Source organism: Mesorhizobium sp. M0514, assembly GCF_040321145.1.
Classification (GTDB): domain Bacteria; phylum Pseudomonadota; class Alphaproteobacteria; order Rhizobiales; family Rhizobiaceae; genus Mesorhizobium.
The window spans coordinates 1-24422 of the sequence record NZ_JAMYQZ010000092.1 but is presented as its reverse complement, the minus strand read 5'-3'; the positions used below and the strand labels follow the sequence as shown (position 1 = coordinate 24422).

General features: G+C 61.1%; 22 protein-coding genes and 2 pseudogenes. 12 read left to right on the top strand and 12 right to left on the bottom strand.

The window, feature by feature from the left end; all coding sequences use genetic code 11:
- From NKI61_RS27315 to bluB, 5 genes and pseudogenes are all read right to left on the bottom strand, one after another.
- Nucleotides 1-425 (bottom strand): annotated as a pseudogene (locus tag NKI61_RS27315) (transposase); the annotation flags it as partial.
- 701 nt (nucleotides 426-1126) lie between these two features.
- Nucleotides 1127-1381 carry a helix-turn-helix domain-containing protein gene (locus NKI61_RS27310; protein ID WP_031197535.1) on the bottom strand — a complete coding sequence of 85 codons (255 nt, stop codon included), beginning with the start codon at nucleotides 1379-1381 and terminating at the stop codon, nucleotides 1127-1129.
- 454 nt (nucleotides 1382-1835) lie between these two features.
- The gene (gene glmS, locus NKI61_RS27305) at nucleotides 1836-3656 is read right to left on the bottom strand and encodes a glutamine--fructose-6-phosphate transaminase (isomerizing) (protein WP_352841774.1); all 1821 of its coding nucleotides are present in this window, start codon (nucleotides 3654-3656) and stop codon (nucleotides 1836-1838) included.
- Between the two features lie 374 nt (nucleotides 3657-4030).
- Nucleotides 4031-4297 carry a class I SAM-dependent methyltransferase gene (locus NKI61_RS27300; protein WP_198031538.1) on the bottom strand — a complete coding sequence of 89 codons (267 nt, stop codon included), beginning with the start codon at nucleotides 4295-4297 and terminating at the stop codon, nucleotides 4031-4033.
- A 241-nt stretch (nucleotides 4298-4538) separates the two neighbouring features.
- Nucleotides 4539-5174 (bottom strand): 5,6-dimethylbenzimidazole synthase, encoded by a 636-nt coding sequence (gene bluB / locus NKI61_RS27295; protein ID WP_352841771.1) that lies wholly within the window; start codon nucleotides 5172-5174, stop codon nucleotides 4539-4541.
- Between the two features lie 1018 nt (nucleotides 5175-6192).
- Between bluB and NKI61_RS27290 the strand changes: the two genes are divergently transcribed.
- Both NKI61_RS27290 and NKI61_RS27285 read left to right on the top strand, forming a co-directional pair.
- Entirely contained in the window at nucleotides 6193-6507 is a 315-nt protein-coding gene (locus NKI61_RS27290; protein ID WP_023685563.1) for a hypothetical protein, read from the top strand.
- Between the two features lie 1131 nt (nucleotides 6508-7638).
- On the top strand, nucleotides 7639-8394 hold the full coding sequence (locus NKI61_RS27285) for a Crp/Fnr family transcriptional regulator (protein ID WP_023731597.1): 756 nt from the start codon (nucleotides 7639-7641) through the stop codon (nucleotides 8392-8394).
- A gap of 540 nt (nucleotides 8395-8934) precedes the next feature.
- Here NKI61_RS27285 and NKI61_RS27280 read toward each other — a convergent pair.
- The 7 genes from NKI61_RS27280 to panB all read right to left on the bottom strand — a co-directional run bounded on the left by NKI61_RS27280 (nucleotide 8935) and on the right by panB (nucleotide 14210).
- Complete coding sequence (locus tag NKI61_RS27280) at nucleotides 8935-9909, bottom strand: hypothetical protein (RefSeq protein WP_023708080.1); 975 nt, start codon at nucleotides 9907-9909, stop codon at nucleotides 8935-8937.
- 170 nt (nucleotides 9910-10079) lie between these two features.
- On the bottom strand, nucleotides 10080-10490 hold the full coding sequence (locus NKI61_RS27275; protein WP_352841767.1) for a DUF2285 domain-containing protein: 411 nt from the start codon (nucleotides 10488-10490) through the stop codon (nucleotides 10080-10082).
- A gap of 58 nt (nucleotides 10491-10548) precedes the next feature.
- Nucleotides 10549-10923: a transcriptional regulator domain-containing protein gene (locus NKI61_RS27270; RefSeq protein ID WP_352461172.1), complete on the bottom strand. Its 375-nt coding sequence runs from the start codon at nucleotides 10921-10923 to the stop codon at nucleotides 10549-10551.
- Between the two features lie 22 nt (nucleotides 10924-10945).
- Nucleotides 10946-11578, bottom strand: coding sequence for an acyl-homoserine-lactone synthase (locus tag NKI61_RS27265; protein ID WP_352841765.1), 633 nt, complete (start codon nucleotides 11576-11578; stop codon nucleotides 10946-10948).
- Nucleotides 11579-11670: 92 nt separating this feature from the next.
- Nucleotides 11671-12396 carry a LuxR family transcriptional regulator gene (locus NKI61_RS27260; protein ID WP_023673631.1) on the bottom strand — a complete coding sequence of 242 codons (726 nt, stop codon included), beginning with the start codon at nucleotides 12394-12396 and terminating at the stop codon, nucleotides 11671-11673.
- A 93-nt stretch (nucleotides 12397-12489) separates the two neighbouring features.
- Nucleotides 12490-13353, bottom strand: a complete 864-nt coding sequence (panC, locus tag NKI61_RS27255; protein WP_023740408.1) for a pantoate--beta-alanine ligase — start codon at nucleotides 13351-13353, stop codon at nucleotides 12490-12492.
- Entirely contained in the window at nucleotides 13350-14210 is an 861-nt protein-coding gene (gene panB / locus NKI61_RS27250) for a 3-methyl-2-oxobutanoate hydroxymethyltransferase (protein WP_352841762.1), read from the bottom strand. Before panB ends, panC begins: the two co-directional genes overlap by 4 nt.
- A 162-nt stretch (nucleotides 14211-14372) precedes the next feature.
- On the opposite strand from panB, the gene NKI61_RS27245 reads away from it, so the two are divergent.
- The 10 genes and pseudogenes from NKI61_RS27245 to NKI61_RS27200 form a co-directional block, all read left to right on the top strand.
- Nucleotides 14373-15341 (top strand): NUDIX hydrolase, encoded by a 969-nt coding sequence (locus tag NKI61_RS27245; protein ID WP_023673634.1) that lies wholly within the window; start codon nucleotides 14373-14375, stop codon nucleotides 15339-15341.
- Nucleotides 15342-15408: 67 nt separating this feature from the next.
- Complete coding sequence (nadA, locus tag NKI61_RS27240; RefSeq protein ID WP_352544302.1) at nucleotides 15409-16383, top strand: quinolinate synthase NadA; 975 nt, start codon at nucleotides 15409-15411, stop codon at nucleotides 16381-16383.
- On the top strand, nucleotides 16380-17921 hold the full coding sequence (locus NKI61_RS27235) for an L-aspartate oxidase (protein WP_352841760.1): 1542 nt from the start codon (nucleotides 16380-16382) through the stop codon (nucleotides 17919-17921). Before nadA ends, NKI61_RS27235 begins: the two co-directional genes overlap by 4 nt.
- A complete protein-coding gene (nadC, locus tag NKI61_RS27230; protein ID WP_352841757.1) occupies nucleotides 17921-18775 on the top strand; it encodes a carboxylating nicotinate-nucleotide diphosphorylase in 855 nt (284 codons plus the stop codon). Before NKI61_RS27235 ends, nadC begins: the two co-directional genes overlap by 1 nt.
- Before the next feature lie 98 nt (nucleotides 18776-18873).
- A complete protein-coding gene (gene bioB / locus NKI61_RS27225; RefSeq protein WP_502899925.1) occupies nucleotides 18874-19881 on the top strand; it encodes a biotin synthase BioB in 1008 nt (335 codons plus the stop codon).
- A complete protein-coding gene (locus NKI61_RS27220; RefSeq protein ID WP_352841752.1) occupies nucleotides 19878-21029 on the top strand; it encodes an 8-amino-7-oxononanoate synthase in 1152 nt (383 codons plus the stop codon). The genes bioB and NKI61_RS27220 overlap by 4 nt, the downstream gene beginning before the upstream one ends.
- Nucleotides 21026-21661 carry a dethiobiotin synthase gene (bioD, locus tag NKI61_RS27215; RefSeq protein WP_023822512.1) on the top strand — a complete coding sequence of 212 codons (636 nt, stop codon included), beginning with the start codon at nucleotides 21026-21028 and terminating at the stop codon, nucleotides 21659-21661. Before NKI61_RS27220 ends, bioD begins: the two co-directional genes overlap by 4 nt.
- Nucleotides 21661-22926 (top strand): adenosylmethionine--8-amino-7-oxononanoate transaminase, encoded by a 1266-nt coding sequence (locus NKI61_RS27210; protein ID WP_352841749.1) that lies wholly within the window; start codon nucleotides 21661-21663, stop codon nucleotides 22924-22926. Before bioD ends, NKI61_RS27210 begins: the two co-directional genes overlap by 1 nt.
- A complete protein-coding gene (gene bioZ, locus NKI61_RS27205; protein ID WP_352813346.1) occupies nucleotides 22923-23906 on the top strand; it encodes a 3-oxopimeloyl-[acyl-carrier-protein] synthase BioZ in 984 nt (327 codons plus the stop codon). Before NKI61_RS27210 ends, bioZ begins: the two co-directional genes overlap by 4 nt.
- Before the next feature lie 416 nt (nucleotides 23907-24322).
- Nucleotides 24323-24422, top strand: a pseudogene (locus NKI61_RS27200) (co-chaperone GroES); the annotation flags it as partial.

The following is a 24422-nucleotide window of genomic DNA, read 5'->3' as shown; positions in this document are numbered from 1 at the left end:
GAGGCGCAATAGAGATCGACCATCGCCCGCCCCATCGCGACCAGCTCCCGCACCCCGGGTAGGTTCTCCAGCCGGCACAGCGTCGATTGCGACGCCAGATCCCGACCCGACGGCAGCGCATCCTGGGTCATCTTGAAGACCGGATCGCGGCGCAGCCGGTTGGCGTCGTTGCCGTCCTCGTAGCCGGCGGCGATCACCTTCATGCGAAAGTCGATCATGTCCGCCAGGCTGTGGACGACCTGGTCCGGGCAGCACGGATCGTCGATGCAACGCGCCAGACGCTCGGCCACCCGCAACCGCTTTTCCACCTCGGCCAAGGCCAGAACGCCGCTGTTGGACGACAGCATGCCGCCGTCGAAACGGGCGACGACGGACTAGCCGCCGACTGATGACAAACCGCTCAGCGGCAGCGCAAGATCGTTCATGGTGCGTGTGGTCTCCGGGAAATTTCGGATCGGCTTAAGCAACCAAATCCTACGTCATTTCAACGGGCTTGCGCCACATCCACCAACCCCCATGAATTTTTCAGGCTGGCAGAGAGGGTGCTTGCGGTGCACTCACTGACACGAGATCGCAAATGGAGGCGCGTGACCACCAGAACTGGCGACACCCAAGGTGGTCCGCTGGACCCGCAGGAGGAACCACAAGGTGTCAGCGGGCAGAGCGCAAGCGAGTGGCTACTTCGATCTTTCTAGAAGCGCGCCGGCAGCCTGGGCGGGGGGCTTGGGGGTCAGACTGCCGGCGCACGCCACTCACGAAGAGCGGCCCCTTTTCCTGGTTCGAACGCCCATAGTCAACCCGGAAACGTCAGGATGCCCGCCATGTTACTTTCAGAGCGGCGCGACTTCGCCATGGTGGACGATTCAGCCTAGGAGTAGCCACTCTCGTAGGCCGAGTTGATGCTCAAGCCAGCATCGCCTTGCCGAACTAGGAAGAGTTCGCCGTTAGTCCTTCGTCGCGAGCCGATGCCGTCGTGCACGTTTCGTAGCACTCCGGGCGGCTATATCGCTTTGTTGTTCGGTGAGCTGCGCCAGAAGGCATCGCATCAATCGAATCAAGCGTCGACATCAGCCGCAAGCTTCACATCACAACAGCTAGTCCACCCATTGCAGATCATCCGATCTGTTCAGGCGGCGTCCGAAATGTCCAACTCCGACTCAAGAATTCCCACAGGTATGGAAAGCGATTTCGCTATCCGATCCCGATAGCCCTTGCTGTACCTCAGACCTCGCTCGATGTTTTGGATTTCCTCAGCGGCCAGCCCGCACGCGACCGCCAGGTCGTCGATCGAATATCCAAGGTGCTCGCGATAAGCGCGGACGATGTGGGTTCCCTGGGACATAGCCGTCAAGACTGGTTCGGGAATGCGCGAATCCTTCATAAACATCTCCAAGAACTGGGAGCTCCCTCGGAGATTCCTCCCCGAGGCGCACACTTAGCAAATAAAAAAAAATTGGTCGTCCATTCGGCCGAACCGGCCTCATGCATGGGATGGGCCGCTGAATTGGCCGGGCCGGAATATGGCGGCTCACCTCCTTCTGATCAAGTATCAAGGCTGCCCGTGCTGAGAGCCTGGTCGGCGTAGCGCATGCGACCTGCGATCCTTCGTGGACCATTCTCGCCGATGGCTTTCTTGAACAGCAACTCGAACTTTCGGCAGGACACTGCTTCCTTCGGCCAATCTCCACCGGCGAGGCAGCGAAAGACCCGCTCGTAACCGCTACCGAGTTTCGCAATTGCAGCAAACAATGGTCATCTGGTTTCATCCGGGCTTCGGATCCAGACAAGGGGTACCGCTTTCCTGGAGGCGCATCGCCACCTGTACAGGTTCACAATCATTCGACCGTGACCGATTTTGCGAGATTGCGCGGCTGGTCTACATCCGTCCCCATGAAGAGCGCCGTGTGGTAGGCTAGAAGCTGTATCGGGAGCGAGAAGATCATTGGCGCGATAATCTCGTCGACAACCGGCAGCACGAGCGTGTGCATGGTTTCGAGTTTCGATACGGCTGCCCCTTTTTCATCGGTGATGAGGATAATCCGCCCTCCACGGGCAGCCACTTCCTGCATGTTGGAAACGGTCTTGTCGAAAAGACGGTCATGGGGCGCGATGACGATCACCGGCATGTTCTCGTCTATCAAGGCGATCGGCCCGTGCTTCAATTCACCCGCTGCATAGCCCTCGGCATGGATGTAGGAAATCTCCTTGAGCTTCAGCGCACCTTCCATCGCTAGCGGGAAACTGGTGCCACGGCCGAGATACAGGACGTCACGACACTTTGACAGTTCGCGCGACAAGAACTCGATTTCCGGCTGGATGCACTCGAGTACGTGGCCCATCACGCGCGGCAATTCGGCGAGGCTCCTGACGAGCGCCTGCAGCTCGTGTTCGGGGACGGTCCCGCGGGCTCTGGCCGCGCCGATGGCGAGTGCTGCTAGAACGGCAAGCTGGCAGGTAAAAGCCTTGGTAGAGGCGACGCCGATCTCCGGTCCGGCAAGGATCGGGAAAACCGTATCGGCCTCCCGAGCGATGGTCGATTCGCAGGCATTGACGATAGCGCCAATTTTCAGCCCACGCTCCTTGCAGTACCTCAATGACGCAAGCGTATCGGCGGTTTCGCCGGACTGCGAGATGAAAAGAGCCGCCGACTGCGGCGGCAACGGGATCTCGCGGTAACGGAATTCGGACGCAACGTCGATTTCAACCGTCAGGCGCGCATAGCGCTCGAACCAGTATTTTCCGATCAGTCCGGCGAAATAGGCGGTCCCGCAGGCAGAGATCGCCAAGCTCGGGACCTTGGCGAAATCAATGCCAGGAACCATGTCGCGACCGTCTATGATGTTAATGTAATGACGGAGAGCATGGGCGATGACCTCGGGCTGCTCGTAAATCTCCTTCTCCATAAAGTGGCGATGGTTGCCCTTGTTGGCGAGATCGGCCGCGGCCGTGGAGATATGGCGCGGACGCTCGACGGGACGGCCGTCGACATCGAAGATATGGGCGCCCGAATTGCCGACAACGGCCCAGTCGCCGTCGATGAGATAGGTAATTTCATTGGTGAAGGGAGCAAGGGCGATCGCGTCGGAGCCCAGGAACATCTCGCCGTCGCCGTGACCGATCGCGAGCGGTGGTCCGTTGCGCGCCGCCGTGATGGTCGACGGTTCATCTTCGAAGAGGATGGCAAGCGCATAAGCGCCCTTGACGCGTTTCAGCATGGCACGCGTGGCCTCTTGCGGCCTCATGCCCTCTCGGCGGTATCTTGCCAAGAGATGCCCAACGACCTCGGTGTCGGTGTCGGTCTGGAACTCGGCGCCATCCGCCGCCAATTCGTCCTTCAGCTCGGTGAAATTCTCGATGATGCCGTTATGGACTACGGCGACACCGTCGCTAAAGTGCGGGTGCGCATTGCGTTCGGTCGAGGCCCCGTGGGTTGCCCAACGCGTGTGGCCGATGCCGACGTTGCCGCTCAGCGGCTCTTCCTTCAGTCGCGTCTCGAGATTGACGAGCTTGCCCTCGGCGCGCCGGCGGTGCAAGGCACCCTCGATGATCGTCGCAACGCCGGCGGAATCATAGCCGCGATATTCCAAACCCTTCAACGCGCCGATCAACCGATCCGACACCGGCTGTTGCCCAACGATGCCAACAATCCCGCACATGTTCGTCTCCGCATCTTTGCGGGCAGCACCAGCCCACGCGAGACGGATACCCGTCCGGCCGCTTTAAGTGGCGGCCTTGTAGTAGAATTCCATAATATTGGTAAAATTGATTGTTGTGATAACTACCATCCACCCGATGGATAGGTCGGCGGCTGTGGAGCCACGACCCAAACTTCTATTCGCGCCTGACGCTCTTATGAGGATCGCAAACTCACACCCGCGGCAGGATCACGGCCTCGGAAAGGCCAGGAGGGCTTGGACAGTGGACGGACGACGGGCCTGCGACCCTTTGTCAGGCAGTCGGCATCTAGGAGCATGGTGCCGCCGACTTGGGCATCGGCGATGGTCTGTCTTGGCGACAGCCTGAGTTCGCTTCAGGACCGTCGTCGTCTCGCGCGGCTGCCGGTGTCAGTTGACGATAACAAATGTCCGCCGGGGGCGAGCGCCTCGCGCACGGCACGTGCCAGCCGCGGTCGGTCCGGGACGCCGTCGAAGGCGTTGGCCGTGAAGACTCGACGGGGCGTGACACCAGAGTAGCGAGTTCGTAGCGCGTAGCCGGCGACGAATTCGCAATTGGTCGCGCCGGCGCCGGTCAGCCGGCGCTGCGCGGCCTCCAGTTGGTCGGCGTAGTGCGACGACATGGCGGGCGATCGTGGCGATCGGCACAGCCGCCCCGCAACAGAGGTCGACCACCTCCATGCCCGGCTTCAGCCCGGTTGTCGCAAGCGCCATCTTCGCTGCGGTCGCGCTTGTCATGCTGCTCTTTCCTGGCCTTTGCAAGAACACGAACCTCGGCTTCGGTCGGAATGGCAATGTGGCGAAGGGCGACCCGATCTGCGTCAAGCTCATCGCCAGGGAAGAGGCGAATGATGGGCAGCCCCACTACCGCCTGATCACCACCGGCGGCCGCCGATGTTCCCAGCATTCGCGTTCCAAGGTCGGCATGTCGTGCTCCTCGCTGGCATAGCCGAGGCAGAAATAGCCGATCAGCGTCCATTCGGGCGGCGTGTCGAGAATTTCGGCCATCTCGGTCGCATCGAGGATCGACACCCAGCCCATGCCGATGCCCTCCGCCCGCGCCGCCACCCACAGTGTGTGCACTGCCATGACGGCCGAATAGTCGATGGTCGCCGCCATGGTCATGCGACCGAGCCCATGGCCTTGTCGGGTCGTGCGGTCGGCGAAGACCGCGAACTGACAGGGCGCCTCGTCGAGCCCGGCAAGCTTCAGCCGGGCATAGAGTGCGGCGCGCTCTCCCGAAAAGCGCGTGAGCGCCTCGGCATTGCAGCGCTCGAAGCAGTCTCTCACGGCAGTGCGCCGCTTGAGGCTGTCGACGACTACGAAGCGCCAGGGCTGGCTGAGGCCAACGGAGGGCGCAGTGCTGGCGAGCTCGAGCAGGCGTTCCAGCGTACCCTCCGGCAGAGCCGTCGGCTCGAAGCGCCGCACATCCCTGCGCCAGCGCAGCAGCGTGATCAGCCCGGAGCGAAAATCGTCGGTGAAATCTGGAGGTGACGGCATGGCGGTCTCGTTAGGTATGTATTGGACACTAGGGAGTACAGTGTGGACAGCCTACTGCCCATTGCCAAGCTGGCTTGTTGCGTCCGACAATCGCGTCATGCGGCCCCAACCGCAAACGATAGAAAAATGTTTCCTGGTGGGCGGCGCTATTAAGATGCAATCGACCAAGCCAGTTTCGATCAGCTCGCACGGCGGTGAATCGCGTACCAGGCGTTGATAGATGCGCCATTGACACTCAGGCGCACCCGTATCGCTCACCAGGCCTCGGAATGCGGAGAACGTCGGCCTGGAACGCGGAGACTGCGACAGGCGTCTCAGCTTGCATATACTCGTTCCTGCCGCACCGCCTGCAACTCAGTTTGCTTCCGACCACGTCGGCCTCGACGTCCCCGAAGATTCCCCAGGTCATTCGGCCGATACCATCGTCTGACATCATAGCGCCGCAGCGGACAGCACCAGCTGCCCAATTTCATTTGGGGCATCGCTGAGCTTCCAGTCGCCACCGCAATTTCGTCTTCCACCAGCGTCAGGCCTGACCCAAATTGCAGCTCATCCCTCTCACACTCAATTCGCGCTTGAATTATATGTTCTACTTTCGTTCACTGTTCGGACGACACATTAGAAAGAGCTGGAATGGAATCTATCATCAGCCCTCGATAGCCGCCAAAGGTGGCCGCTGTTCAAGCCCGCCGAAAAGTTTGGATGCCGTTCACAAGGGGAGAGCATCGGTGGGACCATGCCGGCACCATCTACCTCTTTGTTCTTCTCGGGGAACATCGCCCGGGCCAGTGGTCTCAATCGTGACCGGAGAGTAAAAATAACTGACGCGCATCAGGGCTCGCGCACGTGGAACGCAATGAGCATCCCCAGTTACTGGCACATTCTACAATCAGCTACCAACTGACAAACGTATGGCAGGAGACGGATGAGACGTGGACGGTGTTCGACCGTCGTACCGCAGAGTCGCCATAAGTCGCATTTAGGAGGTCCTGATATTTGATGCAAATGGCTGGGAACGTTGCTCACGCTCAACTCGGAGGTGACCGTTACCATAAACAGCGGATGGGCTGGTGCCGTCATGAAGTTGGAGGGCGACTTGCCTCCTCTAGCCGTTTTCGCAACCTATTCCGTCGCCGTCTCGGTCAAGATCATAGATATCGGTGCCTACGACAGAGACCGGCCCGTGTACGTATGCGGGACCATTGCCCTTTCCGGAGGAACAGTCGACATCGCTGGCGATTGGAACACAGGCGCCTGTGTAGTTAGGGTCGCAGGATTCTTGGCCATGAGCGCTGCTGATGAAGGACGCCAGACCCAGAGCGACCGCGCCTAGACGATGAAACCGCATCAAACACCCGCCAGCTAACACCCAAGAAATCTTAGCGGGCATTCTAGCTCCATGCAATATTAGCGCTGGCTTGGGCGCCTATATATCACCACCAAGCTCCAAAGAGATAAGTTATTGCCCCACTGCAATGATCAAGATCGCGTTGAGGGTCGCGCGATGGCGGGCTACTTGATTTCGGTTTGGCAGATGCGTGGCCAAAGACCGACGCGTGCTGCCAGGCATATGCATCTTCGGCGGGGTTTGACTTTTGATATTGCTAGGCAGGAAGGTCGCTAGCTGTACAGACCAGCTTATTACCGAGGTCGAGAATCCTAGTACCGATCGGTGGTAGTGCATCCACAGCAGTCTGATTTGACAGCCGTCGTCGAGCCGGAGTTCGCATCGCCCTCTGCGGTGAGGCCTCCGTAAGCGTCTGCGACGACCGACAGAGTCGACAAGCACGCGCTTCGTTCAGCGCCCCGAGGTGATCATGGCTGAAAGCGGCCCTACAAGGGCGGCCGATAGTAGCCTTCAAGGCCTACAAGAGGCAAACGCTGTGGAATCGTGTGCAGGGCGAGGTCGGCGGCCCGGTCCCGAAGGAGCATAAGAAGAACAAGGCCGAATGGCTGAAGCCGGGACTGGTCCGCCGGTCACGAGGTCGGAGGGCGAAGAGAAGCTGCGCCTCGCGAGGCTACGGATTTCTGGGAGGATAACCAAAGAGCGCGGCCAGTCTTAGGTATATTGTACGATTGTTACCCAAGCGGCGGCCGCATGGACTCTCATCATCTTGGAACTACATTGCCAGAATGGCACAGCTCTTTGAATCCGCCCCAATGAGCGCTTCATTTCAGATGATCGCGGACCACTATGAGACAGCGGTTTCACTCCAGGAGCGCATTGTAACTCGCGCTCGACAAGTCGGCTTGGCGACCAAAAGCGATGACGAATTTCTGGAGCATCTGAATGCCGCGTTAGAGCGGGTGCGCCAAAGCTTGGCTCGGGCCGATTAACGTAATTGATTAAAAAATGGGACATCCGCGGTCGGCAGGCATACAGTGTGCCATCGACGGCAACTCTAAGGGCGTCCGTCGGCTGTGAGCGATCAACATGCTTCCGCCCCAATAGGGAGAGGGAGCTATGACAGACTCCAGTTCACAAACTCACACTGCCGCGCAACGCGACACCGGCCAAAATTCGATCTATCGCAATTCGCTGCTGCTACGAATGTGCTCGGCAGATTTGGCATTGCTGCAACCTCATTTCGAAAGCGTCTCCCTTGGGCTGAAGACGCATCTCGAAGTGGCGGGGTCACCAATCAGCACCGTGTACTTCTTCGAGAGCGGTCTCGGGTCAGTGGTGGGCGAGCTGCGGCCTGGTATCGAAGCTGAGATCGGAATCATTGGTTGTGAGGGCATGACCGGCTCAGCGCTTATAATGGGCGATGACCGGTCAACGCACGATTGTTACGTCCAATTAGAAGCCCGAGCCTTTGTTATCGACGCGGGCCTCTTCACCAAGGCGCTTCTGACAAGCCCAACCTTGCGAACCTTTCTGCTCCGCTACGTTCACTACTTTCACCTCCAGGCAAGCTTCACCGCGCTCAGCAATGCCCGGATGAACATAGTCGACAGGCTCTCAAGATGGCTGGTGATGTGTGATGATCGCGTCGACGGGAACAGCTTTGCGATTACGCACGAGTTCTTATCAGTTATGCTCGGTGTCAGGCGGCCCGGCGTCACCATAGCGCTGCAAACCTTGGAGGGCCAAGGTCTGATACGCTCAATGCGAGGAGAGGTAGTCATTCTTGATCGCGCGCGTCTAATTGCGCTGGCAGATGGGTCATATGGCAGGGCTGAAGCCGAATACGCTCGGCTAGTCGGCAAACTGCATTGATCGCAGGCGCCGCGGCGTCCGTAGCGCCGCGACGGTGATCGCCAACGAATGTGCTCGAACAGGAGATGGTCGATCTCCTGCATTGGAGTCACGTAAGCCGCCTAGACAGAGCCTTCACCGCCGACGTTGCGCCGAGCATCGGGATCCAAGACGAAGCTGTCATGCCGGCACCGCTGCATGCGCCGCGCGAGGAACAAACCGCCCCTCGCCTTCGTTCAGGATTCCGAAGCACGATACGGCTGTGCACCACCTTCCGGCCACTCAAAGGAGACCCGAGACGACTCGGTCCGTAAAGGAGGTTTTCGAAGAGCATCTGAGGCTTCGCGCGGCAGGCGATATCGAGGAGGATCTCTTGGGCGCACTGCCATCTAACCTCGATTAAACAGGCACTGATGCGCTGGCCGGAGCAATGGCGAGACTCATTGCACCAGCCAAGTTCAGGGCATGTGCAGACAACCGCTTTTGGCCCGGAACAGATCGATTGGCGGCATAGCCTTATCTTCCCTCACAACGGGAAGGCTGTTTCGGGACTTTTCGAAATCAGCGGATCACAGGCTCGCCATGGAAGCGGCGGCGCGATGGAGGAGAAACGCCGAAGCCAACTTCCATCATCAGCCGTGGCCTGTGCGACGGCACGGTGCCCATATGGAACCCGAACGGATCCTCGACGAAACCGAAACCGGCCTTGCCGGTCAGCGTGACCGGACTCTGCTTGCCGTAGACGTCCAGAATCTCTTGCGCTGGATGGCCGACGACAAGCGTAAATTGGTGCTTGAGGGCGCGGCGATCATGGCTGCCGCGAACATAGATATGCGGGCCGGTCCCCTCGTCGACGGGCACCAGATAGAAAAAGAACTTCAGCATCCGCCAGTCGTCCAGGTCGAAGTGGTATTTGCCGAGCGAAGCCAGGTTCTTGTCCGCGTCCGACGCCTGGCCGGTCGGGAAGCTCCACCAGACGCGCGTCGTGATCAGCGTCGCCTGGCCGCCGAGATAGTGCGCCGCGATATCCATGAGCAGCGGATCGTTTTGGATGGCAACGGCCGACTTACAGCCCAGAATGCGCTCGAAATAATGGCCGCTGAGCAACGGACGGCCAAATCGCGCCTCAGCCTCCGCATGCTCCGCCGGCATGAACTCGAGTCGGCGATCGAAATTGCCGAAACAAGGTGTGCACCTGGCGAATGCGGCTACATCTTCAGCCACCATTGCAGGCAGGACAAGGCCGGGAAAAAGCCCATCCATCCGCAGCGCGTCGACAACGTCGTGGCAATTGACACCGGCAAACATCGTGTCCTGGGCTCTTTGCGGCCTTCGGACCGGCTTTGCACCACGCCAGTGCATTCTCCGTGCCGGCATGGTGCGCGCCAACATGAACATGGGCAGCCACGCCGGGTTCTCGCGAATATCCGACAGGTAGGTCGGAATGCGTACGGCTATGCGACGCAGCATGCTGCCGTTTCGCGCGATTGTCTCAAGGCTTGCAGCGCCGGCTTTGTCGGAGTTCATAACGGTCATCGGGGTCCTCAGGTCATGAATGCACTTATCGACGAAGTTGGGTCCCGGTGTTTCGCCGAAACCCGATTCGCCGCGGAAGAACTAGGCGCTTGCCACGTTTTGTGCAACGCACCATTGCAGTGAGAAAATGGAGGTTGCGCGTTCGTATAAGACAATCGCAACCACTCCAATTACCTCAGGAACTGTCTGTAGCCGCCGCCCATCAGGTAGCGGCCGCGTTGGATGGCGCGACGTACCTGATCGCGAAGATGGCCGCCTGGATGACGCCAATCTTCTTCGACACGGCGTCTCGCGAACAACGCAATGGCGACCTCCTGATGAGATGCTCCCGCCAGCGAGCCATCCAAAGCCTGCAGTACAATACGCAGACGCGCTCCGCGGTGTTCCGGCGGAAAGCAAGCAGCTGACACGCGGCGGCAATCATTGATGTCGTTCAGGAACTGAAGGGCAGCGACATGGAACTTGAGGTGCTGCGGCTGAAGGATCGCGTCGACATATAGCCGCAACGGGCGGAGGACGGACGCACCGGAAACGGCGATCTGCAGACTCCGGCAGTTCTCCCTCAGCAGCACGTGCTGCATGCCCGCAGCTGTCAGCAGGATGTCCTTGCAGCATGAGAGCGAAGAAAGGTGAAGCGGTTCAAAATCGTGGTCGAGCCCCAGCGGCTCCGCGGCCGCTCGTAGAATACAGGCGCAATCGCGCGGATCCCAAAAGACCCTCGCCGATGTAGCGTCCGACTGTGGCGCGTCCGCGAAAAAGGAGGCTCCATTGTCTTAGGAAAGCTGATTCTGTCGTCAACTCGATTATCTTCATGTCGGCCTGGGTTCCGACAAAGCAGGCGGACGGTGCCATTTTGGCGTGGTCGCGCTGGAATTGTGGATTGCGCCGAAGAAACTCCCAGGCCCAGCCAGTGCGTGGCAATCGTCTGGCGTAGTGGTAAGCGTCCTGGCGACGCCAGTCCGGCCAGCATACAAGGCCGACCGTCGCTTCCTTGGGCAAACCAGCATCCTTCATGGCACAGGTGTCCACAATGGCGCTATGCTGACGGGCCTAGAACCGGTTGCCACAGTACCGGTCCGCTCAGACGTCCCCTGCTGCGGATGCGCAAAAGGCTCGCGTGGGAAATCTCGAGAAACCCAGCCACCGCCTCCGTTTTGCCGACGCACTTGGGTTCTCCGATGCGCGACAATGGCCACGTAGCAAGGCGGAGGATCCGCTCCATGCGCGTGTCCGTCACCGTTACGATCCGGGTCAGATCCTTGGCCAAGCCGAACTCGATCATGCCCGCGAAGAGCTCGTAGGTCGCCTGGGCCAGCCCGCCCGCTGCCTTGGGCGCCGACGGAGGAAGATCGAGCGCGAAACGACTGCTCTCCCATATGTCGGTGGTCGAGGGCACGACGTCAGCACCCAGCAGCACCGGGAAGGTGTCGCGCAACATTGTGGGTCCGGTGCTGGGCAAAAGACGCACGCAACCGCGAATTCGCCAGTCGGATCCTTTGAGGAGCAGATAGACAGGGTTGAGAGCATCAAACGGATCGGATTCCATCTGGTCTTCGGTATCAACTTCCCAATCGAGCCTTTCCTTGAACACCCGAAACCTGAGCCCGTGCATCTCTTTGAGCTCGCCTGCAAAATCACTGTAAAAGTCTGGTGCTATCAGTTGCATCATGGTCGCCTCCATGTGGGATGTGTTCCCGCCATCGAAGGGCAAAGCTGACAGCGATGCAGCCTGTAGAGGTTTACAGGTATCGTGGCTGAGAATCAGGATCTCGTCAGGCCGGAGGCAGCCATTCGTGCAACGGCTTGGTTGATCGTTCGAACGCCAAACTTTGCCTTGGCGTTTTCCAGATGAAAGGTCACGGTGCGCTTTGAGACGCCGAGAAGCTGGCTAGTATCCCAAGCCGACTTGCCGCGCGCCGCCCATTTCAGGCACTCGAACTCCCGCGGGGTGAGCGTTACACCATCCACCACGCGATGATCGGCGAGCCTTCGCCGGACATGGATATGAAAGTTGATGGCCACCAGCTGCAATGCTTTTTCGTAACGTGCCAGTGACCGCAACAGAGGCGGACGGGACTCGTCGGAAGCAAAGGTCAGGGCAGCAAACCGGCCGAGATGATCATGCATGGACATCGTCAGGCCGCCGCAGATGCCAAACTCAGCCGCACTCTCTAGAATTTGTTGCTGCGAATTCGGCAGACCGTGCCGAGCGCGATCCACACCCCAATCGAATGTATCCCAGCCTTGCAGCCCGCGCAGGATGACCGGATCGAGACTGTGGTACCGCTGTTGCAGATAACGTGACGTCCAGGATGAAGGATAGTTTGAAATCAGTTGGGGGGCGTCGCCGGAGGCTGACGGGTAGGTGAAATAGGCGAATAGCGGGAAGTCGAAGCCGGCTGCAGCGGAGGCCATTGCCTCACAGAGATCGGCAGCATCAACACTTGCAGACAGTTGCTCGACGAAGTTCTCAAACACGCGATGCATGTGTCCTGTGCGTAACCTCCGTAACGCTCAATGCCAGGCAGAGACCTTGTTTTAGATGATCCCGGACGAATACGGCGCGTGCCGAGAACGTGGCTAATCTGTTGAACCAATCCGAAATAGTCTGACGTTGTCTATGAGCCGTGTGCCGCCGAGCCAGGCGGCGGCAAGCAACCGTGCCGGTCGATCGAGGCTTGTTATCGGGTGCAGATCTGCCTCATCGCGAAGTTCCAGGTATTCGACCTCGCGATAGCCTGCAGCCAGAATTGCTGCGCGAGATTCTGCAAGCGTTGGCAGGATGGGTGAGCCGCGCTCAAGCCGCTCAGCCGTCTTGAGCAGGACCGATGATAGCTTGGGAGCAACAGCGCGTTCCGCTGGCGAGAGCCGCACATTGCGCGATGATAGCGCAAGACCGTCGGCTTCACGGACTGTCGGACAGGCAACAATGGTGATTGGAATATCCAGATCCCGGGCCATGCGCCTGACCAGGTGAATTTGCTGAAAGTCCTTTTCGCCAAAGAAGCCGAAGTCAGCGCTGGTCTGCAGGAAGAGCTTGGCGACGACGGTCGCCACGCCGTCGAAATGCCCCGGCCGGAATGTACCGCACAGGCCTTCGCTGACACCGCAAACCGAAACGGTGGTGGCGAAGCCCGCCGGATACATCTCCTCTGCATCTGGCGCATAAAGCAGGTGCGCGCCAACCGGTGCCAGTTTGGCGGCATCCTCGTCCTCGGTGCGGGGATACGCGGCAAGATCGGCCTGGCTGTTGAATTGCTTCGGGTTGACGAAGAGCGTCACTATCACACGGTCTGCCTTCTCGAGTGCAGCGCGCACCAGGCTGAGATGGCCCTCATGCAGGACGCCCATCGTTGGCACCAGGGCTATCCTCACACCTTCGCAGCGCCATGCGGCGACGCTTTCGCGAAGCTGGTCAACGCTCCTGACGATCGGCACGCTCACGCTGCTTCTCCGCTCTTGGTGGCGTCCGTGTCGGCGGGCTTGGGCGCATCGGCAAACACGTGCTCTGCGGCGGGAAACTGGCGCTCCTTCACCTCGCGCGCATAGGAAGCGATCGCAGCCGCGGCCGCCTCCCGGAGTTCAGCATAGCGCTTGACGAACTTGGGCCGGAAGTCGCCGAAGAGGCCCAGCATGTCGTCGACGACGAGAATCTGGCCGTCACAGGCTGCCGAGGCACCGATGCCAATGGTCGGGGTCGCCACCTCCTTGGTGATCCGGCGGGCGAGCGCCTCAGGAACCTTCTCCAGGACGACCGCAAAGGCGCCCGCCTGGCCCACCGCAATTGCGTCGCGCCTGATGCGCTCGGCATCCCCGCCCCTGCCCTGTACGCGGTAGCCACCGATGGTGTTGATGGCCTGCGGCGTCAATCCGACATGGGCCATGACGGGCACGCCGCGTGCGGCGAGGAAGCCGATCGTCTCTGCCATCGCTTCGCCGCCTTCCAGCTTGACGGCCGTGCAGCCGGTCTCGGCCATGACGCGCGCGGCATTGCGGAAAGCCTGCTCTGGGCTTTCCTCGTAGGAACCGAACGGCAGGTCGACCACCATCAGCGCCTGCTTGATGCCACGGCGCACCGCCTGGCCGTGCGTGATCATCATCTCCAGCGTGACACCGAGCGTCGAGGGCAGGCCGTGGAGAACCATGCCGACGCTGTCGCCGACGAGCACCACATCACAATGGGGATCGACAAGCCGGGCGACTGGGGTGGTGTAGGCGGTAAGGCAGACGAGCGGCGTCCCACCTTTGCGCGAACGAATATCCGGCGGTGTGATCGCCCTGGTGTCACCATAAGCGCTCATGGGACCCTCCTTCCCCTACGTTACCAGCTGCGGCTGTCGCCTTTGGCACATTTTTGTGCAGGTGCGAAGAGCAAAAAAATGGCCATGCAGCTGCGGGGTGTTGACGTGCCAATTGGCACGCTTACACTAAATCGATTAAGGTGCCCCCGAGTTGGCCAAATAATGGACGATCAGGCAATAGGACTCAGGAAAGACAGAGCCGCGGGCAAAGCCGACAACGTCAAAGTGGACTTGATCGCCTTTGTGGTCGCCGTAAACGGCAGTCAACCCTGTGTCCTCACCATCGGCCAGGCGGACACCTTGCCCTCCGGTCCCTTTGCGCTTGAGCACCGATCGCTGCAATCCGGCTTGAGGGGGTGGGTCGAGCAGCAAACCGGCCATCGGCTGGGGTACATTGAGCAACTCTACACGTTCGCGGATCGGGATCGCATCGGCGCCGAGCGCCAGCAGCGCGTCATCTCCATCAGCTATCTCGCATTGACGCGCAAGGAACAGGCAGCGGGCTCGCCCAAGTGCGGATGGCAGAGTTGGTATGAATATTTTCCATGGGAGGACCACCGCTCCGGCACGCCTGCGGTCGTGCTGGACGTTCTGCGGCCGCGCCTGATCGAATGGGCAAACGGCGTTGGCGATTCGGCCACGCGACGTGAACGCTGGCAGCGGGCGACGATAGCCTTTGGCTTCGACGACCGCCTTTGGAACGAGGAACTCACGCTTCAACGCTATGAGTTAGTCTACGAAGCAGGCCTGGTCCAAGAGGCCGTAAGAGGGCGGGACGCAGGACCCCCGCCGCTGGTGCCCAGCAAGTCCATGGTCGCCGATCATCGCCGCATCGTGGCGACCGGCATTGCGCGGCTGCGCTCCAAGATCAAATACCGCCCAGTCGTCTTTGAGCTGATGCCGCCGGTCTTCACGCTTTTGCAGCTGCAGCGAACCGTGGAGGCGCTCGCCGGCAGGCTCATCCACAAGCCGAACTTTCGCCGACTGATCGAACAGCAGGAGCTGGTCGAGGAGACCGGAGAGGCCACCACTGAGACCGGCGGCCGGCCAGCGAAGCTTTTCCGTTTCCGCCACGCCGTTCTCGACGATAGGCTCATCGCCGGGACAAAATTGCCGCTGGCGCGGGGTTGACATCCCTTATACTCACAGCAAGTATATGCTGGTTATTTTCAGTTAGAGTATAAGCGGGAGGGGGTCTATGGGCGCCATGCTGCCTACGGCCGCGTTGCTCTACGAGCGCGTCCGACGAGTGATCCCGCCGATCGAATGGCCGGCTTTCGCCGAGGATATCGAGGCGATCCTTGCGCTGAAGCGCGAGCGCAACGCGATCATCCTGGCGCACAACTATCAGACGCCCGAGATCTTCCACTGCGTGGCCGACATCGTCGGCGACAGCTTGGCACTAGCCCGCACGGCCGCGACGGTCGAGGCGCAAGTCATCGTGCTGGCCGGCGTCCATTTCATGGCCGAAACGGCCAAGCTCCTTAATCCGGGCAAGACCGTGCTCATTCCGGATCTCAGCGCCGGTTGCTCGTTGGCGGACTCAATCACGGCAGAAGACGTGCGCTTGATGCGCCAGCGTTATCCCGGCGTTCCGATCATCACTTATGTAAATACGTCCGCCGAAGTGAAGGCCGAGTCGGATATCTGCTGTACATCCGGCAACGCCAAGGCGGTCGTCGAATCCCTTGGGGTTCCCCGGGTGATCATGTTGCCGGACGAATATCTGGCCCAGAATATCGCCGCCCAGACAGATGTGCAGATCATCGCCTGGAAAGGGCGTTGCGAGGTGCATGAGCGCTTTACACCGGCCGACATTCGCGAGTTGCGCGAAAGCCATCCCGGCGTGGTCGTGCTCGCCCATCCCGAATGCCCGCCCGACGTCGTGGCTGAAGCAGATTTTTCCGGCTCGACGGCTGCCATGTCCGACTATGTCGAAAGGCAAAGGCCGCCACGTGTCGTGCTGATGACGGAATGCTCAATGAGCGACAACGTCGCGTTAGCGCACCCAGAGGTCGAGTTCATCCGGCCCTGCAATTTGTGCCCGCATATGAAGCGGATCACGCTTGCCAACATCCGCACGGCGCTCGAGCAGAACCACCATGTCGTAACCGTCGAACCCGGGATCGCCGGGCGCGCGCGGCTAGCGGTCGAACGGATGCTGGCAGTTTGAGCGCCGACCTCCGCAGCTTCTTCGGGCGGCCCATCATCATCGGCGGCGGCATCGCCGGACTGATGACCGCGCTTCAACTGTCGCCGGAGCCGGTGCTTCTTCTGTCAAGGTCGCTGCTGGGAGCTGACAACTCGAGCACCTGGGCCCAGGGGGGCCTGGCTGCAAGTTTCGGCGAAGACGACGATCCGGCAATGCACCTGGCCGATACGGTTGCCGCCGGGGATGGTCTCTGCGACACAGCCGTGGCGAGCCGCATCCTCCAAGCCGCGCCCAAGGCCATAGAGGGGCTTGCGGGCTTTGGGGTTCGCTTTGACCGCACGCCGGAAGGATCACTGTGCCTCGGATTGGAGGCCGCACACAGCCGACGTCGCATCGTTCATGCGCATGGGGACGGCACCGGGCGTGAGATCATGCGTGCGCTGATCGCGGCTGTGCGTTCCACTCCTTCGATAGTTGTCGTGGAGGGCGTGGAAGCGCGCCGGCTCGCCGTGCGAGAGAATGCGATCCGAGGCGTCTGGGCGAGCTGTTCGATCGCACCTTTCTTCTTCGGCTCACGGCGGGTCGTCCTCGCCACCGGTGGCATCGGGGGACTGTTTTTCGACACCACGAACCCTTGGGGCAGTTGCGGACAAGGCCTTGCGCTTGCGGCCCGCGCTGGAGCTGTCCTAGCCGACCTCGAATTCATCCAGTTCCACCCGACCGCGCTTGACGGCCCAGAACGCCCAATGGCGCTGGTCAGCGAGGCTTTGCGAGGCGAAGGTGCTGCCCTGATCGATGAAACCGGCCAGGCTTTTCTCCAGAGCGTGCCAGGGGCGGAACTTGCGCCTCGCGATGTCTTGGCCCGCGCCGTGTGGAACCACCTTGCGGACGGCCACCATGTTTTTCTCGATGCCCGACAACGGCCAGGCCCGGCATTCGCTCGACATTTCCCGACAATCGCATCAGCCTGCCTTGGAGCGGGCATCAATCCCGCGCGCGATCTCATCCCCATTCGTCCGGCCCAACACTACCACATGGGTGGCGTTGCCGTGGACAGCTCGGGCAGGACCTCCGTCAAGGGGCTGTGGGCCTGCGGCGAAGTCGCTTCGACAGGACTGCATGGCGCCAACAGGCTCGCCAGCAATTCCTTGACCGAGGCAATCGTGTGCGCCCGCTGGGTCGCTGAAAGCGTCGCCGGAACGCCTGCGCGCAGAACAAGGCCTGCGTTTGCGAACGTCTACCCACCGCCCGCTCCGATAGCCGTGCGCGTTTTTCTGTCGCGCGCACTCGGCATCGTCCGGGATGGTCAAGCGTTGAAAGCAGCCGCGCGTGCCTTATTGCCGCTCGCCGAAAGCAAGGATGCGGTCTCGGATCCGGCGGCTGTCGGGCTAATGATTGCTGTTGCCGCCTTGTTGCGCGAAGAAAGCCGCGGCGCTCATTACCGGACAGATTTTCCTCATCATGCGACTGCCGCCCGACGGTCCGAAATCACGCTCGAAGCCGCCTTGGCGGCTGCGCGGGAACTCGGACACTCGCCAAGCTCCGAAGGTGCAAAGTGATGATGCTCTCACCGCTCCCCACGGTCCTGCTTGAGCCGCTTGTACGGGCATCTCTTCTTGAAGACCTTGGCAGAGCCGGCGACTTGACCACGGACGCCATCGTCCCGAAGGATTGCCACGCGGGAACCGTGTTGGTGGCGCGACAGTCCGGAGTTGTCGCCGGCATCGATCTGGCGATGCTCGCTTTCGGCTTGATTGATCCTGGTGTCGAAATCTCCGTGGAGCGGGCAGACGGCTGCAATGTCGTGGATGGAGAGGTCATTGCATCAGTGGTTGGCCCGGCCCGGGCCATTCTCACAGCCGAAAGGACGGCACTCAATTTTTTGTGCCATCTGAGCGGCATCGCCACAGCAACGGCATCGATCGTCGCTGCGGTTCGTGGATATGGCGCGAAGATCGTCTGCACCCGCAAGACGACGCCCGGATTGCGGGCAGTCGAAAAGTATGCCGTGCGCGCAGGTGGCGGGTCCAATCACCGCTTCGGCCTGGACGATGCAATTTTGATCAAGGACAACCACATCGCCATCGCAGGCGGCGTCCGGCCAGCGCTCGAGCGAGCACGAAGAGCGGCCGGTCATCTCGTCAAGATCGAAGTCGAGGTCGATACTCTGGCCCAGTTGGAGGAGGTACTTGGCTTCGCTCCCGATGCGGTTCTGCTCGACAACATGTCCCTCCCCGATCTTCGCCGCGCCGTCGCAATGGTCGGTGGCCGCGCTATCACCGAGGCTTCTGGCGGGATCACGTCGCATACAGCGCGAGCGGTTGCCGCGACCGGCGTTGATCTGATTTCGGTCGGCCGACTCATCCACAGCGCGCCGATCCTGGATATCGGCCTCGACCATCGGGGCTCATGATTGTCTGAGTAACGAACAGGATCGGGTCAACTGTCCTTTCCGATCATCATAGTCTGATAGCAAAGACCCGCAAGACAGACCGAAGGAACAGCATGGAGATGCAAACGGCAAGTTCAACGCAGACATCGCCACAGGCTCAATCCCCTGCCCCCCCTGACCCTGGAGCGTGGACCTTGGAGAAGGCTCAGGCACTTTACCATGCCCCCTTCAACAATCTCCTCTTCCTGGCGCAGACGGTGCACCGCCAGAATTTCGATCCAAACAAGGTCCAGCTCAGCCGGCTGCTCAGCATCAAGACCGGAGGATGCCCGGAGGATTGTGGCTATTGCAGCCAGTCGGCGCGTCACGAAACCGGGTTGGAGGCGTCCAAGCTGATGGATGTCAGGCGCGTCATTGCCGAAGCGACCAAGGCGCGTGATGCCGGCGCCACCCGTTATTGCATGGGCGCGGCCTGGCGAAATCCCAAGGCGCGCGACATGGATGCGGTAGTGGCGATGGTCGAAGGCGTCAAAGCGCTGGGCCTGGAGACCTGCATGACACTCGGCATGCTCGATCTTGAGCAAGCCGCTCGACTGAAGCAGGCGGGTCTCGACTACTACAACCACAACATCGATACGTCAGAACGCTACTATAGCGAGATCATCGGTACGCGGAGCTTTGCCGAGCGGCTCGAGACGCTCGAGCACGTTCGCAAATCCGGCATCAAGGTCTGCTGTGGAGGCATTGTCGGCATGGGCGAGGAGCCGGTGGACCGGATCGACATGCTGGTGACTCTGGCCAATCTGCCGGAACATCCGCAAAGCGTTCCGATCAACATGCTGATCCCGATCGCCGGTACGCCGCTTGCAGACGCCAAGCCCATTGAGCCCATCGAATTCGTGCGCGTGATCGCGCTGGCGCGCATCATGATGCCGAAATCGCATGTCCGTCTGTCCGCCGGCCGCACCGCGATGACCGACGAGATGCAGGCGCTGTGCTTTTTTGCCGGCGCCAACTCGATCTTCGTCGGCGACACGCTGCTGACGGCGGCCAATCCCGGTGAGGACAAGGATACCCTGCTGTTCCGGCGCCTTGGCATCGATCCGATGGAACTCGAGGCGCAATGAACGGGGCGCCGCTTGCCCGTTATGATGCGACCTTGCAGGGGCTAGCGCGCAAGGACCGGCTGCGGAGGCTTTCGCCCCGCGCCGGGCTGGACTTCTCGTCGAACGACTATCTCGGGCTGGCCGCGTCCAGAAGACTTGGCGATGCGGTTGTGGCGGCGATTGCGCGGGGCACGCCGGTTGGCGCCACCGGGTCGCGGCTGTTGCGCGGCAATGCACCGGAACACGAGCAGCTCGAGGCAGACGCGGCGGCATTCTTTGGAGCCGACCGCGCGCTGTTCTTCGGCAGCAGCTACATCGCCAACTTCGCTCTGCTGAGCGCCCTGCCGCAGAAGGGCGATCTTTTGGTCCTCGATGAGCTCGCCCATGCCAGCATGCATGAGGGTGCGCAGGCCGGGCGCGCGCAGTTCGTGCTAGCCGCGCACAACGACGCCACCGCTGTCGAGGATGCGATTACACGTTGGCGCGTCGCAGGCGGCATGGGATGCGTCTGGATCGTGGTGGAAAGCCTTTACAGCATGGATGGCGACTGCGCGCCTTTGGAGAGCCTGGTCGCGCTTGCCGATCGGCACGGCGCATTCATCGTCATTGATGAGGCGCATGCCACCGGCGTCTGGGGACCGGACGGCCGGGGGCTTGCCGCCGCTTTCGAGGGCCGCGACAACATCGTCGCGCTCCACACCTGCGGCAAGGCGCTCGGCGCATCTGGTGGGCTCGTGACCGGGCCGAGGACATTGTGCGAATATCTGATCAACCGTTGCCGGCCATTCATCTACGCGACCGCGCCATCGCCACTGATGGCGGTCGTGGCGCGCGAGGCACTCGCAATGCTCGCCGACGAGCCTATGCGGCGTGTTCAACTGCATGAACGCATCGCCAGCGCCGGCCGGTTGTTCAATCGCTGGGGTGTGACACCAAGTGGCTCTCAGATCCAGCCCTTAGTGATCGGCGATGTCAGGCGCACCATGGCAGTGGCGGCGCGCCTGCAGGCCTGCGGCTTCGACATACGCGGCGTTCGTCCTCCGACCGTGCCCGAGGGCACGTCGCGGCTGCGCATCTCACTGACGCTCAATATTGGCGAAGACGACATTTCCGCCATGGTCGAGGCGCTGGTCGAGGTGTTGGCCCAAACATCACCGGAGGCGATATGACCCAACGCATCGTCATCACCGGAACGGATACCGGAGTTGGCAAGACCGTGTTTGCGGCTGGGCTCGCCGGTTTACTGGACGGCTTTTACTGGAAACCGGTGCAATCGGGCCTCGACGGCGAGACCGACAGCGAGGTTGTCGCGCGGCTTGCCGGCTTGCCCTCAGAGCGCGTGCTGCCGGAAGCCTACCGCTTGCGGAGCCCGCTGTCGCCGCATCGTTCGGCCGAGATCGACGGCGTGGCGATCAAGGCTGCCGATCTTGCTTTTCCCGTCCTACCGACGCCGCTCGTCATCGAAGGCTCCGGCGGCCTAATGGTGCCGCTCAACCGGCGCACAAGGTTAATCGACATCTTCGCTGAATGGCGGCTGCCCGTTATTCTGTGCGCCCGCACCACACTCGGCACCATCAACCACACCTTGCTATCGGTCGAGGCGCTCCGCGCCCGCTCCATCCCGTTGGCGGGCATCGCTTTCATCGGCGATGAGATGGCCGATACGCAACGGACCATCGTGGAATTCAGCGGTGCGCCGCAGCTCGGCAGGCTGCCGCACCTCGATGTGCTGACGGGCAAAACACTGAGGGACGCAATGGTTGCCGGCTTCGCCTTCGCCTCGATTGCTGGAGGTGACTGATGTCGCAGTCTCATGTGTGGCATCCCTTCACCCAGCACGCGCTCGAGCCTGCGATCCCAGAAATCGTCCTGACTGAGGGCGCCTATCTCCACAGGGCCGACGGCGCCCGCATCCTGGACGCCATCTCCTCCTGGTGGGTGGTCACACATGGCCACCGCCATCCCCGCATCATGAAGGCAATCGAGACAACCGCGTCGAGCCTCGACCAGATTATCTTTGCGGGCTTCACGCACGAGCCGGCAGAGCGCTTGGCCAAGGCGCTTGTCGGCCTCGCTCCCGCTGGACTCGACTGGGTGTTCTATTCCGACAGTGGCTCGACCTCAGTCGAAGTCGCGCTGAAGATGGCGCTCGGTTATTTCCGCAACATCGGCGCGCCGCGCTCGCGCATCGTCGTCATGGAGCACAGCTATCATGGTGACACGATTGGAACGATGAGCGTCGGTGCGCGTGGCGTGTTCAACGCCGCCTATGAACCCATGCTGTTCGAGGTCGACATCATCCCCTTTCCGGCCGCGGGGCACGAGCAGGAGACGCTGGATCGTTTCGAGGCTGTGACCCGCGATCGACGAGCCGCAGCCTTGATCGTCGAGCCGCTGGTGCTGGGCGCCGGCGGCATGCTGATGTATCCAGCATCGGTTCTGGCCGAATTGAAGAAGATCACTGAGGCCTCCGGCTCGCTGCTGATCGCCGACGAGGTGATGACCGGCTGGGGACGCACCGGAACCCTGTTCGCCTGCGAGCAGGCATCGATTTCTCCAGATATCCTGTGCACCTCCAAAGGCTTGACCGGCGGCACCATCCCGCTGGCCGTAACGCTTGTCACCGATGCCATCTTCCGGGCGCACTATTCCGAGGACCGGAAGAAGACGTTTTTCCATTCGAGCTCCTACACCGCCAATCCGATTGCCTGTGCGGCAGCACTCGCCAATGTCGAGATCTGGCGCGACGAGCCAGTGGCCGGGCGGATCACGGCCTTGAGCGTGATGCAGGCCGTCGGGCTGCAACGCTTTCGGGACAATCCATATTTTGCCGACTGTCGAGCCACGGGAACGATCGCGGCGCTCGACCTGCGAACCGGTTCCGCAGGTTATCTCGCCGAGATTGGTCCGAAGCTGCGCGCTTTCTTCCTCGAGCGCGGCCTGCTTGTGCGCCCGCTCGGCAATGTCCTCTACCTTCTGCCACCCTATTGCATCGCAGGCGACGAGCTCGAACGACTCTATGACGCCATCGAGGAGGCCGGGGAACGCTTCGGGTCCAGGCCGTGAGCAAGTCGTCGCGCATTCTCGGACTTGGCCATCACGTGCCTGGGCGCAAGGTGGCCAATGCCGAGATCGAGAGCAATCTCGGCCTCGAGCCGGGCTGGATCGAAAGGCGTACCGGAATCCGTTCGCGCTTCTGGGCAACGGACGAAGACACGCTGTCGGGTCTTGCTACCCGGGCTGGCGACATGGCGCTGGTGAACGCCGGTATTGCGCGCCACGACATCGGTCTGCTGTTGCTTGCCACCTCGACGCCCGACCATCTTCTGCCGCCAAGCGCGCCGCTGGTCGCACACAAGCTTGGCCTTGGCCGCGCAGGCGCTGTCGATCTGACCGGCGCCTGCGCCGGCTTCATCTATGCGCTCATGTTTGCGGACGGGTTCACCCGCCTGCATGGCAAACCAGCGCTGGTCATCGCCGCCAACATCCTCAGCCGCCGCATCAATCCAGCCGAGCGCGCGAGCTCAGTCTTGTTCGCCGATGCCGCCGGCGCCCTGGTGATCGGTCAGTGCGATGATGCTGATCGGGGCATTCTCGGTGCCTCGGTGGCTTCGGACGGCTCGCGCTACGGGCTGATCCAGATTCCCGCAGGAGGAAGCAACACGCCGTTCCATGGCGACCTCGACCTCGGGCAGACCCGGATGACGATGACCGACGGGCCCGAAGTGTTCGCAAAGGCCGTCGAGATGATGACCGATTGCTCGACAACCGCGCTAGCCACTGCGGGAGTGCGGCCACACAATGTCGGCCGGTTTGTGCCGCATCAGGCCAATACTCGGATTTTCGGCGCGGTCGGAAGAAACCTCGGCATTGCGGACCAAGCAATTGTCAAGACGATTGCCGAATACGGCAACTCTTCGGCCGCGACGGTCCCGCTGTCGCTCTCGCTCGCCAACCAGATGAAGCCATTCCAGCCAGGAGAGAAAATCCTTCTGGCGGCGGCGGGTGCGGGTCTCAGCGGCGGCGCTCTCGTGGTTGGAATCTAGCCGGCCGGCTCACGCGCGCAGGATTGGTCATGAATGGCAATAGGAGCAACAGAACCAATGCCAAAATGGCCTTCTGAAGCTCGACATGACCAAGCTGACGCAGCACGACCCGTGCGAGCCTCTGGATGAGTTCAAATGCAACACCCATTGCACCAATCGTACCATCTGAATAAAGCTCAATTACAAAGGGTGAGCCGCCCCATATATGTCGGATACCCGACATTGTTCACATAAAAGGCTCGATGCTTACACGCTCTTTGCTGTCTTCTCTTTTCTCTTTGCTCTTTGCTCTTCCGTCTTGACTAGCAGGAGCCTGCGGCTTATCTCATTGCCGCGTTAGCACTCGCTTCGGCTGAGTGCTAGGCATGCTCCGGCAACGGAGCACCGTTCAACATCCGCACCAAGGAAATCCAAAAATGGCAAAGTCGAATTTCCGGCCGCTGCATGACCGCGTGGTCGTACGCCGGGTCGAATCCGAATCCAAGACCGCCGGCGGGATCATCATCCCGGATACGG